This is a genomic window from Burkholderia ubonensis (assembly GCF_902833085.1).
Lineage (GTDB): Bacteria > Pseudomonadota > Gammaproteobacteria > Burkholderiales > Burkholderiaceae > Burkholderia > Burkholderia ubonensis.
This window is the reverse complement of sequence record NZ_CADFEB010000002.1, coordinates 347,719-372,718: the sequence shown is the minus strand read 5'-3', so window position 1 is coordinate 372,718 and position 25,000 is coordinate 347,719. Positions and strand designations below refer to the sequence as shown.

Below are 25,000 nucleotides of genomic sequence, written 5' to 3'. Positions count from 1 at the left end.
ACGCCGCCCCGGGCGGCGGCTCAGGCGCGCTGCAGGTCGCGCAGGAAGTTGTCGCGCCACACCGACACGTTGTTCTCGCGCAGTTGCGCGATCATGTCCGCATAGCGCGCGCGCCGCTCGGCGAGCGGCATCGACAGCGCCCGCGACAGCGCTTCGGCCATCCCCGCGATGTCGATCGGATTGACGATCAGCGCGCCCGTCAGCTCGCGCGCGGCGCCCGCGAAGCGCGACAGCACCAGCACGCCCGGATCGTCGGGGTTCTGCGCGGACACGTACTCCTTCGCGACGAGGTTCATCCCGTCGCGCAGCGGCGTCACGTAGCCGACCCGCGCGAGCCGGTACAGCGCGGCGAGCAGCTGGCGGTCGTACTGGCGATGGATGTAGAGGATCGGCGCCCAGTCGAGCTCCGCAAAGCGTCCGTTGATGCGGCCCGACTCCGCTTCGAGCTGCAGGCGGATGTCCTGATACGCGCGCAGTTCCGCGCGGGTCGACGGCGCGATCTGCAGGAACGACACGCGGTTGCGGTGCGACGGCTCGTGCTCGAGCAGCTTCTCGAACGCGCGGAAGCGCTCGACGAGCCCCTTCGAGTAATCGAGCCGGTCGACACTCATGATCAGCTTGCGGCCGCGTAGCGACGTTGCCAGCGTGCGTACCCCCTTGCCGTGCTCGCCCGCCTGCGCCAGCGACGCGATCTCGTCCGGATGCACGCCGATCGGATACGCGGCTGCGCGCAGCGTCCGGCCGAACGCGCGCACGGTCACCGTGCGAACGTCGCGACCGTCGCGTTCGACCACGCCGTCCGCTTCCGACTCGACGTAGTCGCAGAACGCGCGCAGGTCGGGCTCGGTCTGGAAGCCGAGCAGGTCGAACGCGCACAGCGCCTCGACGAGCTCGCGATGCGGCGGCACGTTGACGAGCACCTGCGCCGCCGGAAACGGAATGTGCAGGAAAAAGCCGATGCGGTTCTTCACGCCGGCCGCGCGCAGCGCGCGGGCGAACGGGATCAGGTGATAATCGTGCACCCAGATCACGTCGTCGTCCTGCAGCAGCGGCACGAGCTGCTGTGCGAGCCACACGTTCACGCGGCCGTAGCCTTCAAACTCGTGGCGGTCGTACTGGATCAGGTCCGCGCGGTAGTGGAACGCGGGCCACAGCGTCGCGTTCGAGAAGCCGCGGTAGTACTGGTCATAGTCGCGCCGCGACAGGCCGATCGTCGCGAACGTGACCGGCCCGTGCTCCTCGACGCGGATCTGCGGCGCGCCGGACGCGACGACCTCGCCGCTCCAGCCGAACCACATGCCGCCGGTTTCCTTCAGCGCGTCGTACACGCCGATTGCAAGCCCGCCCGCCGCCGGCTCGCCTTCGGAAATCGGCGCGACGCGGTTCGAAACAATGATGAGACGGCTCATGCGTGCTGCGGCTCCACGTCGAGCCAGCGGCGAATCTGCGCGTGCAGCGCGTCGACCGAGTCGAGCCGCACGCGCGCCGACGTCTCGCCCGCACCGACCTTGATCGACAGGCCGCCGCGCGCGTTGACGACCGCGAACCCCTTCTCGTCGGTCAGGTCGTCGCCCGCGAACACCGGCGTGCGGCCCGCGAACGGCGGCTCGTCGAGGAAGGCCGCGAGCGCACGCCCCTTGTCGACGCCCTTCGGCTTGATCTCGAACACCATCTTGCCCGGCTGCAGCACGTACGCGTCCGCATAGTCGGCGACGAGCCGCTCGGCCGCCTCGCGCGCAATCGCCTCGCGCTCGGGCGCATTGCGGTAATGCAGCGCGACCGCCGCGCCCTTGATTTCGAGCAGCATGCCCGGATAGCGGTCGACGACGTCCGCGAGCTCGCGCTCGATGCGCAACAGGCGCGCGTCGTTGAAGCCGACGCGCTGCGTGTCGCCGTTGGCGTCGCGCCGCTCCGCGCCGTGCAGGCCGGCGACCGGCAGGTCGGGCATCTTCAGGTGCTGGTCGATGTTGTCGATGCCGCGGCCGGACAGGATCGCGACCGCGCCGTGCGCGCGGCGCCGCAGCGCGTCGATCAGTGCGAGCAGCGACGGCGGCACGTGAATGCTGTCGGGCGTCGGCGCCAGCTCGACGAGCGTGCCGTCGAAGTCGAAAAAGAACGCGGTATCGGTCAGGGACAGGGAAGCCGGGACGGATTGCATCGAGTCGATAGTCTGAGCGGCGGCCCGCAAGACCGCCGCTCTACGAGAGGAATTGTGCGCATCTTACCGCGCCTTCGCGTCCGGATGGGCGAAACCGGCGTGCGGCGCGGGCGATGCCTCCCAATAGGGCCGCTGCGACATATTGCCCCGCCACGGTGCGTCGCACGCGTTTCGCCGGGACGCTCGCGCGCGAATTGCGCTACAGTCGCAACCGCCGGCCGCGCGACGCTTGGCGTCGCGCCGGCCGTGCGTCCGTTCCGTCCGATCGAGCCCCTGGATGCCGCCTGCCCCATCTGCTCCATTTGTCCGTTGCGCGCCGCGCCGGCGCCTCTCCCGCGTCGTCCGCACCGTCGCGGCGCTCGCCGCCGCCGTGGCGCTCGCCGCCTGCACGCGCGGCGAACCGCGCTGGCGCCTGACTGACGTCACCGGCCACCTGCCCGACCTGTCGTTCACGCTGACGGGCGGCGACGGCCGGCCGGTCGACGCGTCCGCGTTCCGCGGCCGGGTCTCGCTCGTCTATTTCGGCTACACGCACTGCCCGGACGTCTGCCCCGAAACGATGGCGCGGCTGATGGAAGTCCTCGCGCAACTCGGCCCGCAGGCACGCAACGTGCGCATCCTGTTCGTGTCGGTCGACCCCGCGCGCGACACGCCGCAGGCGATGCAGTCGTATGTCGCCGCGTTCGACGCCGAGCACGCGCGCGGCCTGACGGGCACCGACCGCCAGATCGAATCGCTCGCGAAGCGCTATCGGGTCGCATATCAGATGGAGCAACGCGATCCGTCGGGCGGCTACGAAGTGACGCACAGCTCGGCGGTCTACATCTTCGACGCGAACGGCCGCGCGCGTCTGCTCGCGACCGACCGCGACAAGCCCGACGCCATCGCCGCCGATGTGCGCCGGATCCTCGACTCCGCTTCCTCCACCTGATCCCGAATCATGACAATGAAACTCAAGACGCTCGCCCTCCTCGCCGCGCTGTCCGTCGGCGCGCACGCCTATGCCGCCGGCGCGATCTCCGCGCAGAACGGCTGGGTGCGCTGGCTGCCGAACAAGCTGCCCGCGGGCGGCTACGTGACGCTCGTCAACACGAGCGACAAGCCGGTCGACCTCGTCGACGTCGACAGCCCCGACTACGGGATGGCGATGCTGCACCAGACGGTGTCGAACGGCTCGACGCAGAAGATGGAGATGGTCGACAAGCTGACGATTCCCGCGCGCGGCAAGGTCGACGTCGCGCCGGGCGGCTATCACTTCATGCTCGAGGAGCCGAAGCACGCGATCAAGCCCGGCGACACGGTGCGCATGCGCCTGAAATTCTCCGACGGCCAGACGCTCGACACGCCGTTCGTGGTGAAGTCGCCGGCCCAGGTGAAGTAACGCCGCGCGATGGATCTCCTGTACTGGCTCGATCCGTGGGAACCGTCGCCGACCGTGGTCGTCGCGGTGCTGGCGGCCGGCGTGCTGTTCGCGCGCGGCGTGAAGAAGGCCAGGGTCACGCCGCTGCGGCAGTTCTCGTTCTGGCTCGGGCTGACGGCGCTATACGTCGCGCTGCACACGCGGCTCGACTACTTCTTCGAGCACGAGTTCTTCCTGCATCGCGCGCAGCACCTCGTGCTGCATCATCTCGGGCCGTTCTTCATCGCGCTCGCGTATCCGGGCGCGGCGATCCGCGCGGGCATTCCGTTCCGCTGGCGGCAGCGCTTCGTGCGCCCCGCGCTCGCGTGGCGGCCGGTGCGTGCGACGCTCGACGTCGTGTTCAACCCGGTCGTCGCGGTCGTGCTGTTCGTCGGGCTGATCTATTTCTGGCTGCTTTCGCCGATCCACTTCGTCGCGATGCTCGACTGGCGCCTCTATCGCGTGATGAACTGGAGCATGGTGATCGACGGCCTGCTGTTCTGGTGGCTCGTCGTCGATCCGCGCCCGGCGCCGCCCGCGCGGCTCGCGCCGGGGCGCCGGATCCTGGTCGTCGTCGCGGCGATCCCGCCGCAGATCGTGCTCGGCGCGATGATCTTCTTCACGCCGCGGGAGCTGTATCCGATCTACTCGATCTGCGGACGCGCGTTCACGTGGCTGAGCCCGCTGCGCGACCAGCAGATCGGCGGCCTGCTGCTGTGGATTCCGGGCTCGATGATGAGCGTGATCGGCGCGGTGATCGCGCTGCGCCACTGGCTGCGGCTGTCCGCGCGCGGACGCCTGCGGGACGAACGCGCTGCGAAACGCGAAGCCGGGCGCGAGGCCGGCCGAGCGGTCGCGCACACCGTGCACGGCGCGCCGTGACGCGGCGCGCGCCGCCGCGTCAGGCGCGCGCGCTGCGCATCCACACGTGCGGAATGCCGTCCTCGTCGTGCACGTCCGAACTCGGCGCGAAGCCGAACGCGCCGTAGAAGCGCTGCAGATGGGCCTGCGCATGCAGGCTGACCGGCGTGTCGGGCCATTGCGCGCGGATGTGCCCGAGCGCGCGCGACAGCAGCGCGTTGCCGAGGCCCGCGCCGCGGAACGCGGCGGTCGTCAGCACGCGGCCGATCCGGACGTCGGGATCCTGCGCATCGGGCAGCAGCACGCGCAGGTAGCCGGCCAGCCGGCCCGCTTCGTCGTACGCGGCCAGATGCCATGCCGCCTGGTCCGCGTCGTCGATGTCGCGGTACACGCAATTCTGCTCGACGACGAACACCGCGCTGCGCGCCTCGAGAATCGTATAGACCTCGCGCGCCGACAGCGCGTCGAAGGCTTTCCAGCGCCATTCGAGCGCATCGGTGACGGGCGGGTTGGCGGCGGTTGCGGGTGCGTTCATGAGCGGTCCTGATTCGGGCTTCGGGCGCGCCGGCCGGCGCGCGGCAATCGACGATTATGCCTCGAAGCGCACGCGCCGCGCGATCGCCCTGCACGCACGACGACGGGCCCCGCATCACGCGGGGCCCGTCCGTCATGCCGGCATACTGCCGAAGCGGCCGCCGTTGAAGTCGTCGATCGCGGCGCGAATCTCCGCTTGCGAGTTCATCACGAACGGCCCGTAGCCGACCACCGGCTCGTCGATCGGCTCACCGCTCAGGATCAGCAGCTTCGCGTCGCCGTTCGCTTCGAGCTCGACGTCACGGCCGTCGCGGCTCAACTGCACGAACTGCGCTTCGCGCGCGACCGTTTCGCCGTTCACGAGCACCGTGCCGCTCAGCACGACCACCGCGAGCGTGCGCCCTTCCGCGACCGGAAACCGTGCGCGGCCGCCCGCCGCGAGCCGCACGTCCCACACGTCGATCGGCGTGTGCGTGCGGGCCGGGCCGCGCCGCCCGTCGAGTTCGCCCGCGATGATCCGCGCACGGCCCGCGCCTTCCGGCAGCTCGACCACGGGGATGTCGGCGTTCAGCAGTTCCTGGTAGCCGGGCGCAGCCATCTTGTCCGCGGCGGGCAGGTTCACCCACAGCTGCACCATTTCGAGCGGCCCGCCGCGCTTCGTGAACGCCTCCGAGTGAAATTCCTCGTGAAGGATCCCGCTCGCGGCCGTCATCCACTGGACGTCGCCGGGGCCGATCACGCCGCCCGCGCCCGTCGAGTCGCGGTGCGCGACCTCGCCGTCATAGACGATCGTGACCGTCTCGAACCCGCGGTGCGGATGCTGGCCGACGCCACGCGGCGCCGAGGCCGAACCCGGCTCGAACGTTGCCGGCCCCGCGTAATCGAGCAGCAGGAACGGGCTCAGATGCGCGCCATGCGACTGGTAGCTGAACATCGAGCGCACCGGAAACCCGTCGCCGACCCAATGGCCGCGCGGCGCACTGTACACACCCTGGATCTTCTTCATCTTCCTCTCCGAATTGCGGCGAAACCCGTGTTTCGCATCCTGGATAGGAATATAGAATCAGAACGATCGATCCGGTAGACTGCGAAAATCACACTCAGCGTTCTATTTGATGAACGATAGCCAGCGGGATCTGAACGATCTCTATTACTTCGTGCAGGTAGTCGACCACGGCGGCTTCGCGCCGGCAGGCCGTGCGCTGAACATGCCGAAATCGAAGCTGAGCCGGCGCATCGCACTGCTCGAGGCGCGTGTCGGCATGCGGCTGATCCAGCGCTCGACACGCCGCTTCACGGTGACCGAAGTCGGCCAGACCTACTACGCGCATTGCCGCGCGATGCTCGTCGAGGCCGACGCCGCCGACGAGGCGATCGCGCTGCTGCACGAGGAGCCGCGCGGCATCGTGCGGGTCACGTGCCCGGTCGCACTGCTCGACTCGCTCGTCGGCGAGATGATCGCGGCGTTCATGAACGCGTGCCCGGGCGTCGAGATTCATCTGGAAGCGACCAACCGGCGTGTCGACGTGGTCGGCGAAGGGATCGACGTCGCGTTGCGCGTGCGCCCGCCGCCGCTCGAGGACAGCGATCTCGCGCTGCGCGTGCTGGCCGAGCGCGGGCAATGTCTGGTCGCGAGTCCCGCGCTGCTGCGCGAGCGCGGCATGCCGGCCGTGCCTGCCGACCTCGCCCGCCTGCCGAGCCTCGACCTCGGCGCACCGCAGGCCGCGCACGTGTGGCGGCTGCAGGGGCCCGACGCCGCCCGTGCGGAGATTCATCACCAGCCGCGGCTCGTCACGGGCGGGATGCTTGCGTTGCGCGCGGCCGCGATCGCCGGCGTCGGCATCGTGCAGTTGCCGACGATGATGGTGCGCGACGCGGTCGCACAGGGTGCGCTGTCCACCGTGCTGCCGGACTGGGCGCCGCGCCGCGAGATCGTGCATGCGGTGTTCGCATCACGCCGCGGATTGCTGCCGGCAGTGCGCGCGCTGCTGGATTTCCTCGCGCAGCGCTTTGCCGAGCTCGAGCCCGACTGACCTGCGGCGCGAGCTTGCGCATTCGCGTGCGCGCTGACGCGCGCTGCACGTCGGCGGCATGTGCCGTAGACTGCCGCATGCGCGCATCGCGCATTTTTCGACCACCCTTGCGCATTCCAGCCATGTTCACGCTGTCCAACGACCCGCACGCTTCCAAGGCCGATCAATACGCGACGCTCGTCGAGCAGGCCCGCTCGCTCGTCGAATCGGAACGCGACCTGATCGCCAACGCCGCGAACTTCGCAGCGCTCGTCTATCACTCGCTCGACCGGCTCAACTGGGCCGGCTTCTATTTCTTCGACGGCGCCGAGCTCGTGGTCGGCCCGTTCCAGGGCAAGCCCGCCTGCGTGCGGATCGCGCTCGGCAAGGGCGTGTGCGGCACGGCCGCGCAGACGCGCGAGACGCAGGTGGTGCGCGACGTGCACGCGTTCCCGGGCCACATCGCATGCGACGCGGCGTCGGAATCCGAGATCGTCGTGCCGCTCGTCGCGCGCGACGGCACGCTGATCGGCGTATGGGACGTCGACAGCCCGGTCGCCGCGCGCTTCGACGACGAGGATCGGCAAGGGATGGAGGCGTTGTGCCGCGTGTTCGTCGAGCACGCGTGGGAGAAGGCGCGAGGCTGACCTGCAAGGGTGCCCCTGCGCATTCGCGTCCGTGCAATGCGCGCGCATAACCGCCAATGCCGCGTTGCGAAGCGCGAAAAAAAGCCCCGATGCATCGAGGCTTTGCATGGCGGCACAGCCGGCGTCGAGCCGGCTTCACCGGTTTCTGCCCCGCTCGGACGGGATCGGCATTTCCTGCGGGAAATGGTTGCTGTCGGGTCGGCGTCCGCTGGTGCGCTTCGGTGCTGCCCCGATTTGCACGCCTCCCTTGTTCGGGGGGCGCGACGCGGTTTCCCGCCCGCGCCCTCCTCGTTCAACGCCTGTTACTGAACGCTGACGAGTCGCGTGTGATCCATGCAATGCGCGACGATCTTGTACAGGAAGAAGAAGTAGCCGATGCCGAAGGTGACGATCGAGATGATCGTCCAGATGACGATTTTTCCTGTGATCGTCACGAGATCGATGGTGCACTCGAGCCGCCCGGCGACCTTGCCGTCACGATCGAGCGCGACCGTCTTGCTGATCACGAACCGGTACAGATAGTACGGGTACACGAAGAGTGCCAGGCCCAGCGTCACGATGGTCAGCAGGATCCAGATGACGGCGTGCCCAATGATGTCGGTGATGGACAAACGGGACTGCAGCGCGAGATTGTTCATTTTGGTTTCCTCGATTGATGGTTGGGTGATTTGTTTGTGAAAGGTCGATGCGCCCGCTTACTCGTCCCGGGCATCGACGTCGTCCGGCTTCGCAACTTTGCCTCGCTGCCGGGAGCCCGCGGTCTTCCGGTAGGGAACCAGCCGGCCCGCAATCGCGTCTTCGAACATCGACCCTACGAGCGAATCCGGCGTCATACGTACCGTCTCCGTCGACGTTACCTTGCCGTCGACCACGGTCCGGAACTTGGCGAACTTGCACGGCACTGCACAAGTCACCCGGCCGACGATGTCCGGATCATCTTCGTCGAGGATCAGCAAGGTATGCGTGCCGTCTCTGAATCCGACATAGCGCATCATGACCAACGCCTTCACGGCCTTGCCGGCCCGAATGTCGTCCTCACTCAATGCCGGCTCATACCCGTACGCGCCATCCTGATGGAGCACGTAATGGCGGCTCGAAACACCGGTTTCCGGACGCGCGGCATCCGGAGATGTCGGCGAGGGAACGTCGCTGCCGGCAACCGCGTCCGCACTCGGCGATGTCGCAGGGATATCCGCGCGGTCGTTCCTTGCATCACTGCATCCGCCGAACGCCGCGATCATCAAGCAGAGCATCGCAGCCCGCCCTATTGCTTTCCCCGCCCCCCGGGGTCTTCTCTTCGTGTTCATGTTTTTACTTCTGGCCATGGTGGGACCCAGGATGGCACGCGCCTCGCAGCCATTGCGAGTCGTGTGCTGTCGACACGTCTGTCCTTCTGCTCACAGACTGCCGCGCGCGCCGGCGGCCCCGTCCTCCCTAGCGCGAAAGGCGAATGTAACAATGCAAGCAGAGTGAAATCAACCGTTCATGTACGATTTTTTAACGCCTTGGGGAAACCGATTGGCGAAAGCGGCGCAAAAAAGCCCCGACTGAGCGGGGCTTTTTCAGGAAGCGCGAGCCGGAGTCGAACCAGCCTACGATGCGCAAATAGCGGCTCGGCGACGCGCCGTGAACTTCCTGAGGCAGACCACCGGGAACCGATCACGATCGTCGCCAAAAAGCCGGGGCCGCAGCGTACGCGTCGCCGTCATCCCGCACCCGGACTCAGGCGGCCGCGCTTGATCATCGCGCCGTCGGCAACGGCGGCTCGCCCGCCGTCGTTGCATTGCGCGCCCAATCGGCGAACTCGCTGTCGTAGCGGCGGCCGATGTACCCGACGTAGTTCTCATAGCCGTCGTAATCGCCCGCGCGGAAACGCGCAACGATCGTGTCGACGTCGGCGCGATGGCGCTCGAACATGAAGCGCGTCGCCATATAGCCCCACCGGTATGCACGCGCGACGTAGTCGCTCGACGAGTATCGCGTCCCGAGCACGTCCGAGAACCGGTACGCGCCCGTGTGCGCAGCGTCGATCGATTCCTGATTGTCGTTCTTTCTCGACAGATATTCGGCAACGCCTTCGATCCACCAGACCGTCGGCTTCGCGGTGCTCGCCGTGAAGTCGCCCGCCATGTCGTAGCGGCCGTCGAGATAGTGCGTGAACTCGTGCTCGAGGTTCCACACCTTGAACTCCGGCCGCAGCCACGATGCCTCGTGCGCGATGAAGCGCGCCTGGTTGCCGGGCGCCGACGGATCGCCTTCGAGATACATGCCGCCGTTGTCGGTGCTGATTCCGTAGATCACCGAAGCGTACTTGCGGTAGTTCGCGTAGTCGTCGAAGACGACAAGCTCGATCGTGTCGTTGCGATCGCCCGCGACCGGCTTGCGTCCGGTCTTCATCATCCGGTGAAAGTAATCGTCCTGCCGGGCGACCGCCGCACATACCGACTGCAGCTGCGGCGCCGTCATGTCCTGCGCGAGAATGCGCACGCTCGCGTTGCACGCGTAACGATGCGTCAGCACCGCGTCGGCCAGACGCTTCTTGTAGTCGCACGTGCCGTAATCCGCGCAGTTGCCGGAGTCGCCGTAGTCGACCGCTTCCGCGGCCGCGAGCCACAGATCGCTGTCCGCGCCCGTCATGCTCGTCGACGCGAGCATGTCCTGGATCATCTTCTTCACGCGCGGCTTCTGCATCGGATAACGGAGAAAGCGATAAGTCTCACGCGCCGCGTCGGCGAGCTGATACGCGGCGCCGGTATTCGACAGGCTCGCGCGGTTCGCGGTGACGAAGCGATTGAGCGTCTCGGGCAGGGTCGCGTCGCTGTCGAGCATCTGCTGCGCGCCGGCGCGCTGATGCGCATAGAAAAACACCGTCAGCAGGCCGGTGAAGCCGCCCGCCGCGCTGCGCTGCTGCAGCGGCGCCGCCGCCTGCGGATTCGCCGCGCTCGCCGTATAAAGCGCAACGCGGCTCTTCAGCGCAGGCAGGTAGTACGCCTCGTCCTTCATGTTCGTGATGAGCTTCATCAGCTCGTTCGCGGTGCTCGGCGCACGCGAATTCTCGCGATAGAGCGCATCGCCCTCGAGGCTTTGCTTGATGTACGGGCGCAGCTGCACCGCGAGATTCGGAATCGGATCAGCGATGCCCGATACGTCATATTGGTAATATGCGGAACGCAGATAAATCAGCAAATTGACCAGAATCAAATTGCTTGCATCATAGCGATATATCTCCTGCACGAAGCGACTCGCGACGGCGTGCACGTTTTCGGCATTAAAGATCTGCGCCGCCAAGGTTTTATCGACCGAAAACAGGCCGTAATGGCATTCATAATCGGGAAGATTGGCAATGTAATCGGCGAGTGCCGCGCCGCGATACTGGGTCATCACCGACATGTCGCGGCAATCGGCACCCGATGCGCTGCGTTTGCTGCGCTTGAGCGGCTGCTTCTGCTGCGAAGGCTTGGTCAGTATCGCGCGGTCCTGCTCGCTGAGCGGCAGGTTGTACTCGGCCTGTTCGGGCGAGACCGGCAGGTTCTGCGGCACGCGCGGCATGCGCGCCTGCTTTTGCTGCGTCGGCTGCGTGTTGGCCGACGCAGCGCCGACCAGCCCCGCGAATGCCGCCAATGCCACGGCGGCCGACCAGCGACGGGTTTTGCGAGATATCCTGGTTATTAGCATTCGAATTACCCTCGGTTATATTTATGGCCAAAAAATATAACACCACCGACTCGACAAATACAGGGCAATTACATACGGGCAGGCATATTAATGCACGATAATTTAAATATATGCATGAAATGCGCCTCGCTTTTCAACGAATAGCAGCATTCTGACCAGATCGATAAGTCCCGGCGGTATTAACGATCGTCAGCGCCTTCGACGGAGGCCGTCGGCAACGTGTATAGCGTCCGGCGACGAATGGAGGGGAGAAAAAAGAAAAGCCCCGACAGAGCGGGGCTTTTTCTGGAGGCGCGAGCCGGAGTCGAACCGGCCTAAACGGCTTTGCAGGCCGCTGCATAACCGCTTTGCTATCGCGCCGTAAGCGGACTGTTCACTCGCCGTGCCGGCAAGCGACAGATTTCTTTGATGACCGTCGGTCCATCAAATAAAAAGGGAAGCGCTGCTTCCCCAGTGTCTGGAGCGGGAGACGAGTCTCGAACTCGCGACCTCAACCTTGGCAAGGTTGCGCTCTACCAACTGAGCTACTCCCGCATTGTCCTGCAACTGCAACGCTTGCCGTACAACGCGTCGCCAAAAAACCTGGAGCGGGAGACGAGTCTCGAACTCGCGACCTCAACCTTGGCAAGGTTGCGCTCTACCAACTGAGCTACTCCCGCATTGTCCTGCAACTGCAGCGCTTGCCGTACAACGCGCCGCCAAAAACCTGGAGCGGGAGACGAGTCTCGAACTCGCGACCTCAACCTTGGCAAGGTTGCGCTCTACCAACTGAGCTACTCCCGCATGCTGCTTCTGCCTCGCCGCACTCACTTCGTCGTGCAGCGGAGAAGCGAGATTATGTCGAAGGCGCTTTCAGGTGTCAAGGGGTTTTCGCGCCCTTTTTCCAAAAAGTTCTCCGCCCCGGCATGGCTGACCGCGTCACACGCGGCTGCGCTCGCGAATCTGCGGCCACGCGAGCTTCATGTAGTACAGCATCGACCAGATCGTCAGCACTGCCGCGAGATACATCAGCCACTCGCCCCACACGCGCGTGTCGAGCGTCGCAAAACCGAGCGGCAGCGGCCCGTAGTACAGCAGCATCGGAATCGCGACCATCTGGCAAGCGGTCTTGAACTTGCCGAGCTGATTCACCGCGACGCTCTTCGACGCACCGATCTGTGCCATCCACTCACGCAGCGCCGAGATTGCGATCTCGCGGCCGACGATCACGAGCGCGATCGCCGCGTCGACCCGCGCGATCTGCACGAGGATCAGCAGCGCGGCCGTCACCATCAGCTTGTCCGCGACCGGATCGAGGAACGCGCCGAACGACGACGTCTGATTCCATTTGCGCGCCAGGAAGCCGTCGAACCAGTCCGTCAGCGCGGCGAGGATGAAGATCAGCGCCGCCGCGAGATTGCGGTGCGCGCCGCCCATCACCGTCTCCGGCAGATAGAACACGCCGACGACGAGCGGAATCAGCACGATCCGCACCCACGTCAGGAAAATCGGGAAATTGAACGGCATGGCATCCGGGACAGTAAAGGATTCGCAATTGTGCCGCGTCGACCGCCCTGCCACAAGCGAGGCGGGTGGCGGCGCCGTGTCAGTGCAACTGCCTGTAGATCTGCTCGGCGAGCGCGCGCGAAATGCCCTCGACGCTCGCGAGTTCGTCCACGCTCGCCGCGACGACGCCGCGCAGCCCGCCGAAGCGGGCGAGCAGCCGCTGCCGGCGTTTCGCGCCGACCCCCTCGAGCTCCTCGAGCCGTGACGTCTGGCGGGCCTTCGCCCGCTTCGCGCGCATCCCGGTGATCGCAAACCGGTGCGCCTCGTCGCGGATCTGCGCGACGAGCATCAGCGCGGCGCTCTCCTTGCCGAGCTCGAGCGGCGCGCGGCCGTCGGCGAACACGAGCGTCTCGAGCCCGACCTTGCGCCCCTCGCCCTTCGCGACGCCGACCAGCATCGACGTGTCGAGACCCAGCTCGGTGAACACCTGCCGCGCGATCTCGACCTGCCCCTTGCCGCCGTCGATCAGCACGATGTTCGGCAACAGGCTCGCGGCCTCGGCCTGGCGCGTCGTCTCGCCGTCGATGCCGGCCGCGTCGTCGGCTGCCGCGGCCTGCGCCGCCTGCTCGACCATCTTTTCGTAGCGGCGCGTCAGCACCTGCCGCATCGCCGCGTAATCGTCACCGGGCGTGATGCCGGTGATGTTGTAGCGCCGGTATTCGCCGGACTGCATCTTGTGATGGTGATAGACGACGCACGAAGCCTGGGTCGCCTCGCCCATCGTGTGGCTGATGTCGAAGCACTCGATCCGCAGATGCGCGAGGTCGTCGTTCTCGTAGCTGAGCGTGTCGGCGAGCGCGCGCGTGCGCGCCTGCTGCGAACCCTGCTCGGACAGCAGCCGCGCGAGCGCGAGGCCCGCGTTCTGCTCGGCCATCGACAGCCACGCGCGCCGCTGGCCCTGCGGCTGCCGCACCAGCGACACCTTGTGGCCGGCCTGCTCGGACAGCAGGTCGAGCAGGTCGCGGCTCGCGGGCGCATGGCTCACGACGAGCACCGGCGGCACGCGGTTGCCGAGATAGTGCTGCGCGATGAACGCGTCGAGCACCTCGGCCTCGACCGACGCCTGCGCATTGCGCGCGCCGCCCGCGTCTTCCGCCGGCTGGTCGGGCCGCGCGTCGACCGCCGGCTCGGCCTCGTCGTCGAGCCCGCCTTCCGCGAGCGTCAACGCGCTCTCGACGTGCGTCGGGAAATACGCCTTGTCGCCGAGATGCCGGCCGCCGCGCACCATCGCGAGGTTCACGCACACGCGCCCGCCCTGCGCGACCACCGCGAGGATGTCGACGTCGCTGTCGCTGCCGACCTCGATCGCCTGCTGATGCAGCACGGTCGCGAGCGAGCTCATCTGGTTGCGCACGGCCGCCGCCTGCTCGAACTTCAGCTCCGCCGCGAACCCGTGCATCTTCTCCTCGAGCTCCTTCATCACCTCGGATTGCCGGCCGAGCAGGAAGCGCGCGGCGTTCGACACGTCGCGCGCGTAGTCCTCGTCGGAGATCGCGCTGACGCACGGCGCGGTGCAGCGCCCGATCTGGTGCAGCAGGCACGGGCGCGTGCGGTTGTTGAACACCGAATCCTCGCAGGTGCGCAGCTGGAACACGCGCTGCAGGATCTGGATGCTCTCGCGCACGGCCCACGCGCTCGGGAACGGCCCGAAATACTGGTTCTGCTTGTCGACGGCGCCGCGGTAGTACGCCATCCGCGGAAAACGATGCGCGGTGAGCTTCAGGTACGGATACGACTTGTCGTCGCGAAACAGGATGTTGTAGCGCGGCGCGAGCGCCTTGATCAGGTTGTTCTCGAGCAGCAGCGCTTCCGCCTCCGAACGCGTGACGGTCGTCTCGACGCGCGCGATGCGCGTGACCATCATCGCGATGCGCGGCGACAGCTGCGTCTTCGTGAAATAGCTCGACACGCGCTTCTTCAGGTCGCGCGCCTTGCCGACGTAGAGCACCGCGCCGGCCGCGTCGTAATAGCGGTAGACGCCGGGCAGGTGCGGCAGTTGCGCGAGGATCTTCTTCGGTTCGAACGGGGCTGCGGAGGCTTCTGGGGATGTCATGCGTGATCCGGGCGCCGCGAGGCGCGCGAACGGGTCTATTAGAATCGCCAGTTTAGAGCATTCCACCTGCCCGCTTCGATGCCACGCACCGCCCCCCGCCCCCACGACCCGACCCCGCGCACGCCGGACGAAACCGTCGCCTGCGACATCTTCTGCACCGTCGTCGACAACTTCGGCGACATCGGCGTGTGTTGGCGCCTCGCGCGCCAGCTCGCGCACGAGCACGGCTGGCAGGTGCGGCTCATCGTCGACGACCTGCGCACGTTCGCGCGCCTGCTGCCCGGCGTCGAGCCCGACGCGCTGCGGCAGACCGCCGACGGGGTCGTGATCGAGCACTGGCACGCCGAGGTCGGTGATGCGATCGAGATCGCCGACGTCGTGATCGAGGCGTTCGCGTGCGAGCTGCCGGGCCCGTATCTCGCGGCGATGGCGCGCCGCGAGCGCCGGCCCGTCTGGATCAATCTCGAATACCTGAGCGCCGAGGACTGGGTTGCCGATTTCCATCTGCGGCCGTCGCCGCATCCGCGCTACCCGCTCGTCAAGACGTTCTTCTTTCCCGGCCTGTCGGCCGGCACCGGCGGCGTGCTGAAGGAACGCGGCCTCGACGCGCGCCGCGCGGCCTTCGACGCCGACGCGCCCGCGCGTGCCGCCTGGTGGCGGCGCACGACGGGCGACGCGCCGCCCGCGCCCGGCACGACGGTCGTCAGCCTGTTCGCGTACGAGAATCCGGCCCTCGACGCGCTTCTCGCGCAGTGGCGCGACGGCCCGGCGCCGGTCGTCGCGCTCGTGCCCGAGGGGCGCGTGTCGCCCGCCGTCGCGCGCTTTTTCGGGGTCGAGTCCGGGGTTGAATCATTCGGCGCCGGCACACGGGCGAGCCGCGGCAATCTCACCGCGTACGGGCTCGCGTTCGTCCCGCAGTCCGACTACGATCCGCTGCTGTGGATCGGCGACCTGAACTTCGTGCGCGGCGAGGATTCGTTCGTCCGCGCGCAATGGGCGCGCAAGCCGTTCGTATGGCACATCTATCCGCAGGCCGACGACGCGCACCTGCCGAAGCTCGACGCCGCGCTCGCGCATGTCGGCGCGGGCCTCGCCGACGCGCCTCGCGACGCCCTCGCCCGCTTCTGGCACGCATGGAACGGCGCGGGCACGCCCGACTGGGCCGATTTCTGGCAGCACCGCGCGGCGCTGGAGGCGAATGCGGCCGATTGGGCCGACGCGCTGGCGGCCGTCGGCGATCTCGCCGGAAAGCTGGCCGAATACGCAAAATCTCAGTTAAAATAAACGGTTATCCGACGGCTGACCACGCAAGCGCTTGCTTTTGGCGCCCGCCCGGAACGCACCCGCTTGGCGCCGTCACCCGTTGCGCAACGCTCAGGCACCTATTTATTTGATTTGATCAGGACAGTTTTTTTATGAAAACCGCACAGGAACTCCGCGTAGGCAACGTCGTGCAGATCGGCAGCGACGCTTGGGTCATCTCGAAGACGGAATACAACAAGTCGGGCCGTAACGCCGCCGTCGTCAAGATGAAGATGAAGAACCTGCTGACCAACGCAGGTCAGGAATCGGTCTACAAGGCCGACGACAAGTTCGACGTCGTCGTGCTCGACCGCAAGGAAGTGACGTACTCGTACTTCGCCGACCCGATGTACGTGTTCATGGACGCCGACTACAACCAGTTCGAAGTCGAAGCGGAAATGATGGGCGACGCGCTGCACTACCTCGAAGACGGCATGGCGTGCGAAGTCGTGTTCTACAACGAGAAGGCGATCTCGGTCGAACTGCCGACGGTCCTCGTGCGCGAAATCACCTACACCGAGCCGGCCGTCAAGGGCGACACGTCGTCGGGCAAGGTGCTGAAGAACGCGAAGCTCGCGACCGGTTTCGAACTGCAGGTTCCGCTGTTCTGCAACACCGGCGACAAGATCGAAATCGACACGCGTACGCACGAATACCGCAGCCGCGCGTAATCGGCGAGCGGTTTCCGCGTCGAACAAAGCGCCCTTCGGGGCGCTTTTGTTTTGCCGGCGTCAATAGCACACCCCGGCACGCCGCCGCGCCGACACCGGAATGCACCACAAAAGCGACGCATAAAGATATTCAATTTGTATCATCGGTAACTGTTTTATAGCGATGGAGAAATAATCTTCGTTAGGCGTTCGCAGGGGCATAAAATCAGTTTTTAATCTCGAAATGCGGCTGCGGATTTTTTGGCCGATGGCCCGCCTCTCTTGACACGACACGCGTCCACCATGCCACACGCCCTGATTGTCGAAGACGATCCCAACAGTCTGTCCGGCCTCACTGCGCTCCTCGCCGCGGACGGCTTCTCGGTCGACACGGCCACGTCGCTTGCCGAGGCGCGCACCGCGCTCGGCCGCTCGATCCCCGACGTCGTCCTCGTCGACCTGAACCTGCCGGACGGCAGCGGGTTCGACCTGCTGCAGCACCTGCCGCAGCAGCAGCCGAACGGCTCGCTGCCGGTCATCGTGCTGACCGGCAACGCGACGGTCGAAAGCGCGATCGAAGGCCTGCGCCACGGAATCTGGGACTACCTCCTCAAGCCGATCAACATTCCGCGCCTGCGCAGCCTGCTCGCGCGCATTCCCCGGCCCTACGAACTGATCGACGAAGTGCAGTCGCTGCGCGCATCGCTGCGCCACCTCGGCCGCTTCGGCGCGCTGGTCGGCCGCAGCGAAGCCATGCAGCACGTGTACGACATGATCGAGCACAATGCGCGCACCGAAACGGCCGTGCTGTTCTCGGGCGAGGCCGGCACCGGCAAGAAGCTGGCCGCGCGCACGCTGCATGACCTGAGCCGCCGCCGCAAGGGGCCGTTCGTCGCGTTCGACTGCCGCACGCTCGCGCAGGTCGGACGCCACGGCGCGGCGCTCGACAGCGTGCTGTTCGGCCACGAGCGCGGCGCATACGACGGCGCCGAGCGGCGCGAATCCGGCCTGTTCGAGCAGGCGAGCGGCGGCACGCTGTTCCTCGACGAGATCACCGCGCTGCCGCTCGTGCTGCAGGAAGCGCTGCTGCAAGCGCTCGATTCGCAGAATTTCATGCGCATCGGCGGCACGAGCCCGGTCGCGAGCGACTTCCGGCTGATCGCCGCCACGCGCCGTCCTGCGCGCGAAGCGGTTGCAAGCGGCACGCTGCGCGAAGATCTGTGGCTGCGCCTCGACGCGGCGTCGATCTCGATGCCGCCGCTGCGCGAACGCGACGGCGATGCGCTGTCGATCGCCGATGCGCTGATCGACGAACTGAACCGCGAAGCGCGCGCGACCGGCCGCAGCACGACCGACAAGCGCGCCGCGCCGGGTTTCGTGCGCGAATGCCTGTCCTACGAGTGGCCGGGCAACGTGCGCGAGCTGCAGGAGCGCGTGCGCTTCGCATACGAAGCGTCCGGCGACTTCATCGACACGCTGCGCGCCGGCGAAGCGAGCTTCTCGGCGGGCGCCGCGCTGAACGGCAGCAGCGTGCAGATCAAGGTCGGCACGCCGCTGTCGGACGTCGAGGACCTGTTGATCCGCGCGACGCTCGATGCGGTCGGCGGCACGCGCCATCGCGCGGCGACGCTGCTCGGCATCAGCCCGAAGACGCTGTACAACAAGCTGCAGCGAATGAAGGTGAACTGAGGCAGCACGGCGCGGCGCGGATCGCGCCGCCACCAATGAAACAGCCCGATCAGCGTTTGCCGATCGGGCTGTCTCGGTCAGGTCGACCGGCCTCTCGAAGCCGCGCAACTTGCGCGGCTTTTTCGTTTCGCGCGCTTACGCGAACGCGTCGCGCAGCAGCGCCTGCGCACGCAGATACTCGGGCTGCGCGATCAGCCTGTCCCACTTGGCCGGCTTGCCGCGCGCGCGCATCCGCTTGATGCGTCGCACCGAGTCCGGCGACGGCTGCGTCTTCAATCCGTTCAGCACGGCTTCGGCCGCATCCGGCTGGTTGCAAACCAGCACCATGTCGCACCCGGCCGCAAGCGCGGCCTCGGCCGCCTGCGTCAGCGTGCCGCCTTCTCGCGCGGCCTCCATCGACAGGTCGTCGCTGAAGATCGCGCCGGTGAAGCCGAGCCGGCCGCGCAGGATGTCCTGCAGCCAGACCCGCGAGAAACCGGCCGGCCGCGCGTCGACCTGCGTATAGATCACATGCGCCGGAATCACCGCCGCCAGCGACAGGCCGAGCCAGTCGTAAGGCGCGACGTCCTGCTTGAGGATCGTGTCGAGCGGCCGATCGTCGGTGGGCAGCGCGACGTGCGAATCGGCTTCCGCGAAACCGTGCCCGGGAAAATGCTTGCCGCAGTTCGCCATGCCGGCGAGCGAGAGCCCGTGGTTCAGGCTCTGCGCGAGCATCGTCACGACGCGCGGATCGCGATGGAACGCGCGATCGCCGATCACTTTCGAGTGGCCGTAGTCGAGGTCGAGCACGGGCGTGAAGCTCATGTCGATCCCGCATGCGCGCAGCTCCGCGGCGAGGATGTAGCCGACCGCGGTCGCGACCTTCGTCGCCCGCAGCACGTCCTGGTCCCACAGCTCGCCGAGGCGGCGCATCGCGGGCAGCACCGTGAAGCCGTCGGTGCGAAAGCGCTGCACGCGGCCGCCCTCGTGATCGACGGCAATCAGCACGTCCTCGCGGACCGCGCGAATGGCGTCGGTCAGCGCAGTCAGCTGCGCACGATTCTGGAAGTGCCGCGCGAACAGGATCACGCCGCCGGTGTTCGGATGCGCGAGACGGCGCGCATCGTCGCGCGTCAGGGCCGTGCCGACGACGTCGAGCATGACCGGGCCGGGAGTCGTTTTCATCGAATCGGGAATCCGTCAGGAAGAAGATCGTGGAACCGGCGGGGCCGCCGCAGGCAAGTCGGCCGCCCGCATGCCGGTCTCGGCGATCACGAACGACACCGCGTAGTCGCGCTCGTCGCTGACCGTCACGCGGGCGGTGATGCCGCGTGCCGCAAGCCAGTCGGCCAGCTCGCCGGACGCGACGACATACGGCTCGCCGCTCGGTTGATTGAGGGTCTGCAGCGCGCGCCACGTCATCGGCCAGTGCATGCCGAGCCCGATCGCCTTCGAGAACGCTTCCTTCGCGGAAAAGCGCGTCGCGAGGAATGCGATGCCGCGCGCCTCGGAGCGTGCGCGGCGCGCGTGGAACACGCGCAGCTCGTCGGGCCCCAGCACTTTCTCGGCGAACCGGCCGCCGGTGCGCTCGAGCACCGCCGCGATGCGGCTCAGCTGGACGATGTCGGTACCGATGCCGTAGATCGCCATGCGTTCAGCGTTCAACGTGCGCCGTGCAGCGCCGCGACGCGCGCCGCGACCATGATGGCCTTCATCTCGCGCACCGCGTTGTCCCAGCCCGCGAAGATCGCATGCGCGACGATCGCGTGGCCGATGTTCAGCTCGACGATGCCGTCGATCGCGGCGATCTGCTGCACGTTCGTGTAATGCAGGCCGTGCCCCGCGTTGACCTTCAGGCCGAGCGTCGCACCCGCCTGCACGCCCGCGACGATCCGCTCGTATTCGCGCTGCTGCTCGGCCGCGTCGTGCGCGTCGGCATAGCGGCCCGTATGCAGTTCGATCACCGGCGCGCCCGCTTCGTGCGCGGCGCGGATCTGCGTCTCGTCCGGATCGATGAACAGCGACACGCGCACGCCGGCGTCGGCGAGTTGCCGGCACGCGGCGCGCACGGCCTCGAAGCGCCCCGCGACGTCGAGGCCGCCTTCGGTCGTCAGCTCCTCGCGCTTTTCGGGCACGAGGCACGCGTCGTGCGGCTTGACCTCGCACGCGATGTCGAGCATCTCGGCCGTCACCGCGCATTCGAGGTTCATGCGCGTCTTCAGGAGCGGGCGCAGCTTGCGCACGTCCGCGTCGACGATGTGCCGGCGATCCTCGCGCAGGTGCAGCGTGATCGCGTCGGCGCCGGCCTCTTCGGCGGCGAGCGCCGCACGGATCGGATCGGGATAGGTCGTGCCGCGCGCGTTGCGCAGCGTTGCGACGTGGTCGATGTTGACGCCGAGATCGATGGCGGTGGGCGAAGTCAGGAAGAAGCTCATAGATTTTGCAGGTCGATCAGGATCTGGCGCGTCGCGAGCGGCGTGCCGCCGAGATAAGTGTTCAGCAGGAAGCGCATCAGCGTCTTGCTTTGCGCGACGGTCTGGGCTCGATGGTAATCGTCCTGCTCCATGTCGAGCAACGTCTGTCCGGAGACCACCGGCCAGTGCGACGGCACGTCGTCGTCCGCGCCGCGCACGCCGCGCTCGGGATCGAACACGTACAGGCGGTCGGCCTCGACCGCGCGGCGCGCGACCGTGCGGTTCAGCGCCATCGCATAGCCCGTTTCGCGCAGCAGCACGCGCTCGAACGAGCGCAGCACCTGCACCGCGGGCTCGCCATGCGCGAGGCGCGTGAGCGTCACGACGTAATGGTTGAAGAGCGGCGGTTGCGGATCTTCACGTGCGCAGAACTTGACGAGCAGTTCGTTCGCGTAGAAGCCGCACAGCAGCGCGTCGCCGGCGAGCGGCAGCATCCCGCCGACCCATTCGGCGCCCGTCAGCGTGCGCATCTCGGACTTGCCGGACCACGACAGCAGCAGCGGCTGGAACGTCTGCAGCACGCCGCGCAGCGCGGAATGCGGGCGCTTCGCGCCTTTCGCGACGAGCGCGAGCCGGCCGTGATCGCGCGTCAGCACGTCGATGATCAGGCTCGTTTCACGATAGGGATAGCTGTGCAGCACGAACGCCGGCTGCTCGGCGACGCGGAAATCGGACGTGCGCGAGGTCGCGCGCCGCGCCTTGCGCGGCGGTGCGGGGGGCGCGGCAGGCGGCGGCGCGTCGGCGCCCGCCTCTACCGCGTCTTCGGTCGACGTCAGCGCGTCATTCGTACCCATAGGCACGAAGCCCCGCTTCGTTGTCGGCCCAGCCGCTCTTCACCTTGACGAAGGTCTCGAGATAGACGGGGCCGTCGAACAGCTTTTCCATGTCCATCCGCGCTTCGGTGCTGATCTGCTTGAGCTTCGCGCCCTTCTTGCCGATCACCATCGCCTTGTGCGTATCGCGCTCGACGAGGATCGTCGCGAAGACGCGCTTCAGCCGCCCTTCCTCCTCGAACTTGTCGATGATGACCGTGCTCGTATACGGCAGCTCGTCGCCGGTCCAGCGGAACACCTTCTCGCGCAGGATCTCGGCCGCGAGGAAGCGCGAGCTGCGGTCGGTCAGGTCGTCCTCGCCGTAGATCGGCTCGCCTTCCGGCAGGTACGGCTTGACCGTCTGCATCAGGCGCTGGATGTCTTCGACGTGCTTTGCCGACAGCGGCACGATCTCGGTGAACTCGCGCAGCGCGCTCACCTGCTGCATGAACGGGTACAGCGTCGTCTTGTCGTTCACGCGGTCGAGCTTGTTCGCGATCAGCAGCGTCGGCACGCCGGGCGGAATCAGGTCGAGCACCTTCTGGTCATCCGGCCCGAAGCGGCCGGCCTCGATCACGAACAGGATCGCGTCGACCGACGTCAGCGTCGACGTGACCGCGCGGTTCAGCGAGCGGTTCAGCGCGGTGCTGTGGCGGGTCTGGAAGCCGGGCGTATCGACGAAGATGAATTGCGCGTCTTCGGTCGTGTTGATGCCGGTGATGCGATGGCGGGTCGTCTGCGCCTTGCGGGACGTGATGCTGATCTTCTGGCCGACGAGCGCGTTCATCAGCGTCGACTTGCCGACGTTCGGACGGCCCACGATCGCGATCATGCCGCAGCGGAAACCAGTGGGAGCGGTAGCGTTCATATCGATTGGGAGACAGGTTCGGAACCGGCCGCGCGGCGCGCGGCACGATCGATGGGCAATTCAGTGGCCGGCATCGGCCACGCGCGCCGGCGCAGCGGCGAGGCTCGTTTCGCCGGAAGACGCGTCCTGGCCGGGCGTCACGTCGCGCACGCGCGGCGCGGCGCGCTCGGCGGCCTTCTCGGTCTTCTCGGCCGCGTGAGGCGCAGCGTCGGCGCGGTGGTCGGCAGGCTTGTCGGCTGCACGCGGCGCGGCATCGGTTCGCTCGACCGCCTTGTCGGCAGGTTTCGGCGCGGCATCGGCGCGGTCCGCGGGCTTGTCCGTCGCCGGCTTCGCCGCCCGCTCGGCCTTGTCCGCACCATGCTCGACATGCGCGGCGCGAATCGCGGCCACCGGCGCCTGCGCCGCGCGCTCGACTGCCTCCGCCACGCTGCCCGCGCCTGCCGGAGCCGCCGCAGCCTTCGCTTCGGCGCGCGCCGCGGCGCGCTCCTTCCGCTCGGGCGAGCGCAGGTCGAGCGCTTCCTGCACGCCTTTCACGCCGGGCACGATTTCCGGCTCCACATGCTTGGCCGAGCGTGCGTTCTTCGAACGTTTCGGCTTCGCGGCCAGCATCGGCGCGGCCGCGACCACTTCGTCGAGCGCCTTCTTCGCCGCGGCCTGCTCGGCCGCACGACGGCTCGCGCCGGAACCGGACACCTTGACGTCCAGCTTCGGCACCGTGCATTCGACCTCGAACTGCTGATTGTGCGCCGCACCATGCGTCGCGACGACCGTGTAGGTCGGCAGCGCGATCTTGTGCCCCTGCAGGTATTCCTGCAGCAGCGTCTTCGCGTCCTTGCCGAGCGTGCGCGGATCGATGTGATCGAGAATCGGGATGTAGAGCCGCTTGATCACCCCTTGGGCGGCTTCGAAGCCGCCATCGAGGAATACGGCCCCGATGATGGCTTCGAATGCGTCCGCGAGGATCGACGGGCGGCGGAACCCGCCGCTGCGCAGTTCGCCCTCGCCCAGCCGCAGCCCGTCGGAAATATTCAGGGCCTGAGCAATTTCGTACAGCGACTGCTGTTTGACGAGGTTCGCCCGCACCCGCGACAGATCGCCTTCGTCCAGCTTGCCGAAACGCTGGAACAAAAGGGCGGCCACCGCGCAATTGAGAACGGAATCGCCGAGAAACTCGAGCCGCTCGTTGTGCGTGGCACTGTGACTGCGATGGGTCAAAGCCTGGCGCAGCAATTCCGCATTGCGAAATTCATAGCGCAGCCGGCTTTCCAACTGAGATAGGGGCATGTGCAGGAGTATAACGCGGGCGCCGGTCGCGCCGAAACGACGCAGCCGGCCCCGAAAAGGCATGACGAAGCGGTGTTACCGCCGGTTCTTAAAGTAGTTCGGCAATACGCGGCGCGGCCCGTGCGTCGCGTATTGCGCGTGCATCGATCGGGATCAGTTGAAGGAGCCGATCCGCTTCAGGTCGCCGAAGTTCATCCAGATGAAGAACGCGCGGCCGACGATGTTCTGGTCCGGCACGAAGCCCCAGTAGCGGCTGTCCGCGCTGTTGTCGCGGTTGTCGCCCATCATGAAGTAGTGGCCCGCCGGCACCTTGCAGATCACGCCGCGGCTGTTGTACGTGCAATTGTCGCGATACGGATAGTCGTATGCGCCCATCACGAACGGCGGCACCGCAGGGTTGTTGAGGATCGCGTTCTTGCGGCCGCCGAGCGACTCCTCGAACTGCTTCGCGTAGTTCTGCCGCTCTTCGTCGAAGTAGTCGGCCAGCGGCGCTTCGGGCACCGGCTTGCCGTTGATCGTCAGCTGCTTGTCCTGGTAAGCGACGGTGTCGCCCGGCAGGCCGATCACGCGCTTGATGTAGTCGACCGACTCGTCCTTCGGGTAGCGGAACACGACGACGTCGCCGCGTTCGAGCGGACGGCCTTGCGTGAGCTTCGTGTTCGTGACCGGCATGCGCAGGCCGTAGTCGAACTTGTTGACGAGGATGAAGTCGCCGACGAGCAGCGTCGGCACCATCGAGCCCGACGGGATCTTGAACGGCTCGACGATGAACGAACGCACGACGAACACCGCGAGGATCACCGGGAAGAAGCTCGCGGTGTACTCGAGCCACCACGGCTGGCGCAGCTTCTCGTCGCGCAGCTTCGAACGGGTCTGCACCGCGTTCTCGTCGGCGAAACGCTTGTCGACACGCGACTGCTGCTGGTCGAACGCGTCGACTGCCGCATCGGCCGCCCGCCGGCGCTGCGGCAGGAACACCATCTTGTCCGCAACCCACGCCACGCCCGTCAGTGCGACGAGCACAAAAAGAATCAGCGCAAAATTCATAAAAGGATCAG

At 67.0% G+C, this 25,000-nt stretch carries 24 protein-coding genes and 4 tRNA genes; 8 read left to right on the top strand and 20 right to left on the bottom strand.

What is annotated here, in order from left to right:
* Positions 1–20 precede the first annotated feature (20 nt).
* Both otsA and otsB read right to left on the bottom strand, forming a co-directional pair.
* Positions 21–1,409, bottom strand: a complete 1,389-nt coding sequence (gene otsA, locus HWX31_RS05775; RefSeq protein WP_174965162.1) for an alpha,alpha-trehalose-phosphate synthase (UDP-forming) — start codon at positions 1,407–1,409, stop codon at positions 21–23.
* The gene (gene otsB, locus HWX31_RS05770) at positions 1,406–2,158 is read right to left on the bottom strand and encodes a trehalose-phosphatase (RefSeq protein WP_059614671.1); all 753 of its coding nucleotides are present in this window, start codon (positions 2,156–2,158) and stop codon (positions 1,406–1,408) included. Before otsB ends, otsA begins: the two co-directional genes overlap by 4 nt.
* Positions 2,159–2,435: 277 nt before the next feature.
* On the opposite strand from otsB, the gene HWX31_RS05765 reads away from it, so the two are divergent.
* Genes HWX31_RS05765 through HWX31_RS05755 form a run of 3 tightly spaced genes read left to right on the top strand, consistent with a single transcriptional unit; the run spans position 2,436 to position 4,439 of the window.
* A complete protein-coding gene (locus tag HWX31_RS05765; RefSeq protein WP_174965163.1) occupies positions 2,436–3,089 on the top strand; it encodes an SCO family protein in 654 nt (217 codons plus the stop codon).
* A gap of 9 nt (positions 3,090–3,098) precedes the next feature.
* A complete protein-coding gene (locus HWX31_RS05760; RefSeq protein ID WP_174965164.1) occupies positions 3,099–3,539 on the top strand; it encodes a copper chaperone PCu(A)C in 441 nt (146 codons plus the stop codon).
* Positions 3,540–3,548: 9 nt separating this feature from the next.
* Entirely contained in the window at positions 3,549–4,439 is an 891-nt protein-coding gene (locus tag HWX31_RS05755) for a cytochrome c oxidase assembly protein (protein WP_174965165.1), read from the top strand.
* A gap of 19 nt (positions 4,440–4,458) precedes the next feature.
* Here HWX31_RS05755 and HWX31_RS05750 read toward each other — a convergent pair whose 3' ends face one another.
* Entirely contained in the window at positions 4,459–4,953 is a 495-nt protein-coding gene (locus tag HWX31_RS05750; RefSeq protein ID WP_174965166.1) for a GNAT family N-acetyltransferase, read from the bottom strand.
* A 132-nt stretch (positions 4,954–5,085) separates the two neighbouring features.
* Complete coding sequence (locus tag HWX31_RS05745) at positions 5,086–5,958, bottom strand: pirin family protein (protein ID WP_174965167.1); 873 nt, start codon at positions 5,956–5,958, stop codon at positions 5,086–5,088.
* 109 nt (positions 5,959–6,067) lie between these two features.
* Here HWX31_RS05745 and HWX31_RS05740 point away from each other — a divergent pair, with 109 nt between their 5' ends.
* Entirely contained in the window at positions 6,068–6,985 is a 918-nt protein-coding gene (locus HWX31_RS05740) for a LysR family transcriptional regulator (protein ID WP_174965168.1), read from the top strand.
* A 122-nt stretch (positions 6,986–7,107) separates the two neighbouring features.
* The gene (locus HWX31_RS05735) at positions 7,108–7,611 is read left to right on the top strand and encodes a GAF domain-containing protein (RefSeq protein WP_174965169.1); all 504 of its coding nucleotides are present in this window, start codon (positions 7,108–7,110) and stop codon (positions 7,609–7,611) included.
* Between the two features lie 302 nt (positions 7,612–7,913).
* Here HWX31_RS05735 and HWX31_RS05730 read toward each other — a convergent pair whose 3' ends face one another.
* From HWX31_RS05730 to uvrC, 9 genes are all read right to left on the bottom strand, one after another.
* The gene (locus HWX31_RS05730) at positions 7,914–8,249 is read right to left on the bottom strand and encodes a DUF6693 family protein (RefSeq protein ID WP_059614686.1); all 336 of its coding nucleotides are present in this window, start codon (positions 8,247–8,249) and stop codon (positions 7,914–7,916) included.
* A 57-nt stretch (positions 8,250–8,306) separates the two neighbouring features.
* Positions 8,307–8,918: a hypothetical protein gene (locus tag HWX31_RS05725; protein WP_175933877.1), complete on the bottom strand. Its 612-nt coding sequence runs from the start codon at positions 8,916–8,918 to the stop codon at positions 8,307–8,309.
* Positions 8,919–9,351: 433 nt separating this feature from the next.
* The gene (locus tag HWX31_RS05720; protein WP_174965171.1) at positions 9,352–11,286 is read right to left on the bottom strand and encodes a collagenase; all 1,935 of its coding nucleotides are present in this window, start codon (positions 11,284–11,286) and stop codon (positions 9,352–9,354) included.
* 286 nt (positions 11,287–11,572) lie between these two features.
* Positions 11,573–11,646, bottom strand: a tRNA-Cys gene (locus tag HWX31_RS05715).
* A 98-nt stretch (positions 11,647–11,744) separates the two neighbouring features.
* A tRNA-Gly gene (locus HWX31_RS05710) sits at positions 11,745–11,820 on the bottom strand.
* A gap of 49 nt (positions 11,821–11,869) precedes the next feature.
* A tRNA-Gly gene (locus HWX31_RS05705) sits at positions 11,870–11,945 on the bottom strand.
* Positions 11,946–11,993: 48 nt separating this feature from the next.
* A tRNA-Gly gene (locus HWX31_RS05700) sits at positions 11,994–12,069 on the bottom strand.
* Between the two features lie 135 nt (positions 12,070–12,204).
* Positions 12,205–12,792 (bottom strand): CDP-diacylglycerol--glycerol-3-phosphate 3-phosphatidyltransferase, encoded by a 588-nt coding sequence (pgsA, locus tag HWX31_RS05695; RefSeq protein WP_174964799.1) that lies wholly within the window; start codon positions 12,790–12,792, stop codon positions 12,205–12,207.
* 79 nt (positions 12,793–12,871) lie between these two features.
* Positions 12,872–14,884, bottom strand: coding sequence for an excinuclease ABC subunit UvrC (gene uvrC, locus HWX31_RS05690; protein ID WP_174964800.1), 2,013 nt, complete (start codon positions 14,882–14,884; stop codon positions 12,872–12,874).
* 78 nt (positions 14,885–14,962) lie between these two features.
* Here uvrC and earP point away from each other — a divergent pair, with 78 nt between their 5' ends.
* From earP to HWX31_RS05675, 3 genes are all read left to right on the top strand, one after another.
* Positions 14,963–16,168: an elongation factor P maturation arginine rhamnosyltransferase EarP gene (earP, locus tag HWX31_RS05685; RefSeq protein WP_174964801.1), complete on the top strand. Its 1,206-nt coding sequence runs from the start codon at positions 14,963–14,965 to the stop codon at positions 16,166–16,168.
* A 131-nt stretch (positions 16,169–16,299) separates the two neighbouring features.
* A complete protein-coding gene (efp, locus tag HWX31_RS05680) occupies positions 16,300–16,857 on the top strand; it encodes an elongation factor P (protein WP_059614699.1) in 558 nt (185 codons plus the stop codon).
* A gap of 282 nt (positions 16,858–17,139) precedes the next feature.
* Positions 17,140–18,525 (top strand): sigma-54-dependent transcriptional regulator, encoded by a 1,386-nt coding sequence (locus tag HWX31_RS05675; protein WP_174964802.1) that lies wholly within the window; start codon positions 17,140–17,142, stop codon positions 18,523–18,525.
* Between the two features lie 135 nt (positions 18,526–18,660).
* On the opposite strand, the gene nagZ is transcribed toward HWX31_RS05675, so the two are convergent.
* The 7 genes from nagZ to lepB form a co-directional block, all read right to left on the bottom strand.
* The gene (gene nagZ / locus HWX31_RS05670; protein ID WP_174964803.1) at positions 18,661–19,689 is read right to left on the bottom strand and encodes a beta-N-acetylhexosaminidase; all 1,029 of its coding nucleotides are present in this window, start codon (positions 19,687–19,689) and stop codon (positions 18,661–18,663) included.
* A gap of 15 nt (positions 19,690–19,704) precedes the next feature.
* Entirely contained in the window at positions 19,705–20,154 is a 450-nt protein-coding gene (acpS, locus tag HWX31_RS05665) for a holo-ACP synthase (RefSeq protein WP_059619252.1), read from the bottom strand.
* A gap of 11 nt (positions 20,155–20,165) precedes the next feature.
* Positions 20,166–20,939, bottom strand: coding sequence for a pyridoxine 5'-phosphate synthase (pdxJ, locus tag HWX31_RS05660; RefSeq protein WP_174964804.1), 774 nt, complete (start codon positions 20,937–20,939; stop codon positions 20,166–20,168).
* Complete coding sequence (gene recO, locus HWX31_RS05655) at positions 20,936–21,772, bottom strand: DNA repair protein RecO (protein WP_059614709.1); 837 nt, start codon at positions 21,770–21,772, stop codon at positions 20,936–20,938. Before recO ends, pdxJ begins: the two co-directional genes overlap by 4 nt.
* Entirely contained in the window at positions 21,759–22,658 is a 900-nt protein-coding gene (era, locus tag HWX31_RS05650; protein ID WP_059757398.1) for a GTPase Era, read from the bottom strand. Before era ends, recO begins: the two co-directional genes overlap by 14 nt.
* Positions 22,659–22,718: 60 nt before the next feature.
* On the bottom strand, positions 22,719–23,942 hold the full coding sequence (gene rnc / locus HWX31_RS05645; protein WP_174964829.1) for a ribonuclease III: 1,224 nt from the start codon (positions 23,940–23,942) through the stop codon (positions 22,719–22,721).
* Positions 23,943–24,095: 153 nt separating this feature from the next.
* Positions 24,096–24,989 carry a signal peptidase I gene (lepB, locus tag HWX31_RS05640; RefSeq protein WP_174964805.1) on the bottom strand — a complete coding sequence of 298 codons (894 nt, stop codon included), beginning with the start codon at positions 24,987–24,989 and terminating at the stop codon, positions 24,096–24,098.
* Positions 24,990–25,000 lie beyond the last annotated feature (11 nt).